Here is a 5,081-nt window from a genome sequence, read left to right on the forward strand (position 1 = left end):
TCGAGGTCATAAGCCAATCATTCAAGAAGGGAAAGAACACCCTTCTCGCCTTCTTGACTTATGCTTGTCGGGGCTGGACACAAAGGAAAGCTTCTGCGAATATTCATCGCAGGAACAATTGTCCTTTGATTGTTCCGAAGGCGCTTCCGCTTTTCTTTGTACAATTTTATGCGGGACAAGCGGGGTTATGACAAAAAACACGAACTTGACTGGGGCACCTACTTGCAAATAACAGTGTTTAAAAAACAAAAAAGCGAAAAACTAAATGTTTTCCGCCAGCTTAAGTTGATTAATATGGTTTCCATTTTAGCTCTGATGCGTTTCGGAAGCGTTCTTCAACATTTTTCCAATTCACGAGATTCCACCAATTATTTACATAGTCACCACGATTATTTTTATACTGCAAATAATAGGCATGCTCCCAAACATCCAGAACTAGCAATGGGATTGTATCCCATTGGGTTAAAAGCATATGCATTTCAGATTGGAGGATTTCCAGATGACGGGAGCGTGGAGACCAAACAAGTATAGTCCAGCCAACACCTTCAACTTGCTTTGCTGCTTCACTGAAATGCTTCTTGAATGCTTCAAAGCTGCCAAAATATTTCTCGATTTCTTTCAACAAACCTCCGGATGGTTTACCTCCGCCTTTAGGCTTCATGTTATTCCAAAAAATTGTGTGCAAATAATGACCAGAGCCATGGAATGCCAGTTCCCTTGACCAATGCTTCACTAGTGAAAAATCTCCGGATTTCCTTGCCTCGTGCAATGCGGTCTCTGCTTTATTTAATCCATCAATATACGATTTATGGTGTTTGTCATGGTGTAGTCTCATAATTTCTTCTGATATATAGGGCTCGAGCGCATTATAAGGATATGGCAGCGGAGGAAGCACATGGTTTCCTGCTGCCACATTTGGTTCATGCATATATATACTGCCAACCTGCTGCCTTTCAAGAAAATATTTCTCCATGTCTGAGTGGAGCTCATCAACATAACTTTGTACAACAGAGAGATCCTCCATACTTTGCGGGCTCTTAATCCCCTCTATTATATTTGTCAGGCGGTCCATCTTAGTCCAAAGTTCAGACTTTCCTTCCGTATCTTCCGATTCAAGAAATGCTCGCATTTCTTGATTCCACTTAAACACGTCTTGAATATACTCTTCCAGACGGCTCATGCTGATCCCTCTTTTCCTACATTTTCTAGGTCCGATTTTATCGTATGACCGACTCCATGGAAAATTGCATAAAAAAAGCAGCTTGTGGGCTGCTTTGCATTTAATTTGCTATTTTGGCTGAACAATATATTCTAAGGGAGAGTGGAGTTGATAGCTTTTTTGACTCCCCAAAGCTTCAAATATAGCAGGAAGTTTAGAAAAATCAATATCCTGAAAATAAGAAGCAAATTCCATCTGTGTATTTATGTAGAGCCGTTTTCTGTGGCGGAAGCCAGGATTTTTCAATAAGCAAACCAGAGCAACAATATCTTTCAATTCCACTGCCCTTTCACCTGCAGAAAAGATTGGATTCGATTCGAACGGTGTAAATTCATTTAACAAATCCTCAAAATAGCGGACATACAATACATGTAGTGTTTTTTCTGCACCATCTTCTTCAAAGGTAATTTCACTTCTATTAAAGAAATCCTCCGAAGTATTTGACTTTTCTTTTTCGAGCTCGTAGCCATTACACTGTTTAATGATCATGCCATACCCTCCCAGAACAATAACCCCATATGTAATAATTTTATCATTAACGATAGTTATATTTTAACATAAATAGTTAGAGATAAATGACTAAACTCAAGATCTAAATGATTCCTGGAATTTCCCGAAAAATAAATCAGCATCCTCCTGAAGGAAATCGTCCTCATCCATTTTTTCAGGAAGGGCCGGCAGTTCTTCTATTCGCTTTAAGCCAAAATAATCAAGGAATTCCTTAGTCGTTCCATATAAATAGGCTCTCCCAGTACCTTCAGCCCTTCCTACTTCTTTAATAAGGGCTTTTGCAGCTAAAGTATGCAGGGAACGCTCTGTTTTGACCCCTCTAATTTCTTCTATTTCCGCTCTAGTTATTGGTTGTTTATATGCAATAATGGCAAGTGTCTCTAGTGCAGCTTGGGAGAGACCTGAAGTTGTCGGAGTGACGACTAGTTTTTTAAGGTAATCGGAGTTTTCTTTCTTCGTTGCCAGCTGGAAGGTCCCAGCAAGCTCAACGATCGTTATCCCTCGCGAAGAATCAGTGTAATCCTCCATTAATTCGTTCATAACCGATTCAGCCTGTATTTCATCGATCTCTAAGACAATGGCGATTTGTTTCAGAGACAGCCCCTCGTCCCCAGCTGCGAAAAGAAGGCTTTCTGCAATGCTTTTCCAATTGATTAACTCCAAGTATCTATACCCCCTTTAGTGTACAGTCATGTAATTTTCCGTAAAGCTACATAATCATCAAGAATATTTCTGAGAAGTTTTTCTCTTGCTCGATATGTATCTCTTTGCGCTTTATCAGCTCTAAAACAGCAAGAAATGTGACAACAATATGTTCACGATCAGGGACGGCAAACAAATCGTTAAAGCTTTTTCTGCCTCTAATACTCTTTAAATCATCTAAAATCTCGGCCATTCGTTTTTCAATTGGAATTTCCTGACGAGAAATTTTTGTTGTAACCGGCTTCTGCAGTTTCTGCCTGCGCAATAGCTTTTGAAACGCACCGAGCATGTCGTATAGAGACACATTCAAATCCGTTTTTTCAGTCTGAACTTCCTTTACATAGTCGGAAAGATCACTTGGAGGCTTTGTAAACATCAAACCTCTTTCTTGTTCCATCTCCTTAAGTTCAACAGCCGCTTCTTTATATTTACGGTATTCAATTAATTTCTCAACTAACTCGTCCATTGGGTTCTCTTCTTCTTGAATGATCAGCCCATCATCAAGTAAATCCTCTTCATGCTTTGGGAGGAGCATTTTACTTTTTATTGCCAGAAGTGTTGCGGCCATCACCAAATATTCACTTGCCACATCAAGCTGAAGCTCCTGCATTGTGTGGATATATAATAAATATTGCTCCGTAATCTCCGCCACTGGAATATCATATATATCGATTTCAAGCCGGTGGATTAAATGAAGCAGCAAATCGAGCGGACCTTCAAACGCGTCAATCTTTACATTATAATGCATAACATCCTGCATAAAATTTTCACCAAAATTTCTATTTAAATTCCCCAGTTAACACTAACATAAGTATAAATTATTCATACTCGATATCCAATAGAAATTTAAACCTTATTCATTTAACGAAATTGGAAGAAAAAACATTTCATTCGCCCATACCATTTAACATCTGCCCACATATGATGATTTTGAACAACCAAATGAGAGAAATATAGGAGGTATAAGATATGTCAAGTGTAGGCTTTGGGCACACAGGATTTGCTTTAATTGTCGTATTGTTTATCCTATTAATTATTGTAGGTGCTTCTTGGTGCTTCTAATGAAGTAAGCAAATTAAATGTCAGAGGAAGTCATACGGCTTCGGAGATTAGAATATGAATAACTTTGTAAGATTTAAAGTAAACCCGGTTCATAGCCGGGTTTTTATTTTTCCAAGTATGGGAAAAAATCATGTTTGAGCAGCCTATTCGCATTCATTCCGTTATGTTTCTTATGTTAAAATAAACATGATCGGGGGTGAAAGCGTGTATCCAAATGAATATATCGATTATTTAATTCATTTCCACGGAGATCGGGATTATTTTGAATGTCATGAAATTCTTGAGGAATATTGGAAAAGGGTTCATCCAAAGAATAAACATTCTATTTGGGTTGGACTTATTTTATTTGCAGTCTCAAATTATCATCACCGGCGTGGGAACACTGGCGGCGCTAAAAGAACCTTATCAAAATCTATCCAAATTTTCAAAAAGAACTTGAGCCAGATAGAAAAGTTGGGACTAAACAGGGGAAAGTTTTTACTGGATTTAGAAAAAAGGCAAGATGACCTTTCGAAAGGCTGTCAATACACTAGCTATATGTTCCCGATAATGGATACATCATTAATTTCCAGCTGTAGGGACAAATGTACACAGTTAGGGCTAAACTGGTGTGAAGACAGCGATTTAAACAATAAAGATTTAATTCACCGGCATTCACTTAGAGATCGAAGCCAAGTGATCCAAGAACGATTAATTGCTTTGAGATCAAAAGCAAAAGCGCCTTGACAGATGATCATCGACTAAAAACCGCCACGTCCTGTGGCGAACGCCGATGTCAGCACATCCTTTGCAAGTCCGACAAGCATAAGACGAGCTGGCGGGAAGGTTGTACTTTAACCTTCCTGACAGATTGGCTTATGACCTCGAGGTCGACAAAAACGCAACGTCCTCCCAAAAGCTTCACTTTTGGTCGTGCTATGTGTCGCTGAGGAAGTTTTCCTTGTCCTGTCGCATTGTCGACACTATTACGTCCTGTACGTCTGGGCTAGGCGCTGAAGCTAGCCGAAAAAAATAGCAATCGGTAAATTCTCCGATTGCTTTAGCTTTTGTGTATGTTAAGGAAACTTTATGCATCTATATTTAAATCACATTTATTAAGAAAAGAATCAGTCATCTCGTTTGACCGTAATTCTTTCTCTGCAAACATTTCTTTCAATGCTTTAACCATTGTCGTTCCAATGCCTTGATGCCTATGTGAAGGGTTGACTGAAATATGCTCAATCATAGCTGAATCATCCAGAAATGAAACGCCAATTAAGCCGATAATATCGTCCCCTTCCTTCCATAGAAATAATTGCCTGTTTTCAGCTGTTTCATATTGCTTCATAGTCTGCTGTAAAACCTTCAGATCCTTTTCATTTGGCATAAACGATAAAAGTCCCATAGCAATTTTTTCAAAAGCCTTTTTATATCGAATTAACATATTATCCCTCATTATTAGTAAAACATAGTGTTGACCTGCCGTTTTTGCGTGTACTCCGTTTTACTTATGCGATATTTTTATTGGAATCTCTTTTACATGCGAATTCCATATTATCACGATGATGATTAGTCTTTTCTGCATGTTAGCTTAGTTTCATTCATGCAA

The 5,081-nt window shown here is 38.6% G+C and carries 8 protein-coding genes; 3 read left to right on the forward strand and 5 right to left on the reverse strand.

Translation table 11 applies throughout. From position 1 onward, the window contains the following. A partial coding sequence (locus tag V7149_RS16655; RefSeq protein WP_335346730.1) for a hypothetical protein occupies nt 1-232 on the forward strand: 232 nt, incomplete at its 5' end. Nucleotides 233-289: 57 nt separating this feature from the next. Here the strand turns inward: V7149_RS16655 and V7149_RS16660 are convergent. The 4 genes from V7149_RS16660 to V7149_RS16675 all read right to left on the reverse strand — a co-directional run bounded on the left by V7149_RS16660 (nt 290) and on the right by V7149_RS16675 (nt 3,179). After that, a complete protein-coding gene (locus V7149_RS16660) occupies nt 290-1,180 on the reverse strand; it encodes a superoxide dismutase (RefSeq protein WP_335346731.1) in 891 nt (296 codons plus the stop codon). A gap of 108 nt (nt 1,181-1,288) precedes the next feature. After that, nucleotides 1,289-1,708 carry a hypothetical protein gene (locus tag V7149_RS16665; protein WP_335346732.1) on the reverse strand — a complete coding sequence of 140 codons (420 nt, stop codon included), beginning with the start codon at nt 1,706-1,708 and terminating at the stop codon, nt 1,289-1,291. A gap of 96 nt (nt 1,709-1,804) precedes the next feature. Further along, nucleotides 1,805-2,392 (reverse strand): SMC-Scp complex subunit ScpB, encoded by a 588-nt coding sequence (gene scpB, locus V7149_RS16670; RefSeq protein WP_335346733.1) that lies wholly within the window; start codon nt 2,390-2,392, stop codon nt 1,805-1,807. Nucleotides 2,393-2,438: 46 nt separating this feature from the next. Then, nucleotides 2,439-3,179: a segregation/condensation protein A gene (locus V7149_RS16675; protein ID WP_335346741.1), complete on the reverse strand. Its 741-nt coding sequence runs from the start codon at nt 3,177-3,179 to the stop codon at nt 2,439-2,441. A 221-nt stretch (nt 3,180-3,400) separates the two neighbouring features. Here V7149_RS16675 and V7149_RS16680 point away from each other — a divergent pair, with 221 nt between their 5' ends. Next, nucleotides 3,401-3,493 (forward strand): YjcZ family sporulation protein, encoded by a 93-nt coding sequence (locus V7149_RS16680; RefSeq protein ID WP_335346734.1) that lies wholly within the window; start codon nt 3,401-3,403, stop codon nt 3,491-3,493. A gap of 204 nt (nt 3,494-3,697) precedes the next feature. Continuing rightward, the gene (locus V7149_RS16685; RefSeq protein ID WP_335346735.1) at nt 3,698-4,219 is read left to right on the forward strand and encodes a DUF309 domain-containing protein; all 522 of its coding nucleotides are present in this window, start codon (nt 3,698-3,700) and stop codon (nt 4,217-4,219) included. A 340-nt stretch (nt 4,220-4,559) separates the two neighbouring features. Here V7149_RS16685 and V7149_RS16690 read toward each other — a convergent pair whose 3' ends face one another. Continuing rightward, entirely contained in the window at nt 4,560-4,916 is a 357-nt protein-coding gene (locus tag V7149_RS16690; RefSeq protein WP_335346736.1) for a GNAT family N-acetyltransferase, read from the reverse strand. Between the last annotated feature and the right edge of the window lie 165 nt (nt 4,917-5,081).

The sequence above is a fragment of the Bacillus sp. JJ1503 genome (genome assembly GCF_036965125.1).
Classification (GTDB): domain Bacteria; phylum Bacillota; class Bacilli; order Bacillales; family Cytobacillaceae; genus Cytobacillus.